Below are 500 nucleotides of genomic sequence, written 5' to 3' on the forward strand. Positions count from 1 at the left end.
CCCCTGAACACGCCCCCGCCCCGGCGCGGACGGGGACGGCGGCCGGCGCAGGAGGTGCGGACGGGGGTGCTGCGGGCCGCCGCCGACCTGCTGCTGAACGAGGGGATCAAGGCGGTGACCTTCGACCGGGTCGCCACGGCGGCGGGGTCCAGCAAGATGACCCTCTACAAGTGGTGGCCGTCCGCCGGAGCGCTCGCGGCGGAGGCGTTCTTCGCCCACAGCGAGCAGCAGCTCGAGTTCCCGGACACCGGCGACATACGGGCCGACCTCACCTCCCAGCTGCGCGCGTTCGTGCGGCTGGTGACGCGGGGCAGCACGGGCACGGCCATCGCGGGGCTGATCGGGGTGGCACAGACCGACCCGGAGCTCTCGGCGGCGTTCTCCCGGCACTACTCCGCGCCGCGCCGGGCGCTGGCACTGGCCGCGTTCGAGCGGGCCCGCGACCGCGGACAGCTCCGCTCCGACATGGACCTCGGCATCCTCGTCGACCAGCTCTGGGG

General features: G+C 74.8%; 1 protein-coding gene. It reads left to right on the top strand.

The features are described from left to right. Positions 1 to 66 precede the first annotated feature (66 nt). The coding region (locus IH48_RS0132345) for a TetR/AcrR family transcriptional regulator (protein ID WP_030912979.1) at positions 67 to 500 on the top strand (434 nt) is incomplete at its 3' end.

It is taken from the genome of Streptomyces sp. NRRL F-5126 (genome assembly GCF_000721265.1).
In the GTDB taxonomy this organism is placed as follows: domain Bacteria; phylum Actinomycetota; class Actinomycetes; order Streptomycetales; family Streptomycetaceae; genus Streptomyces.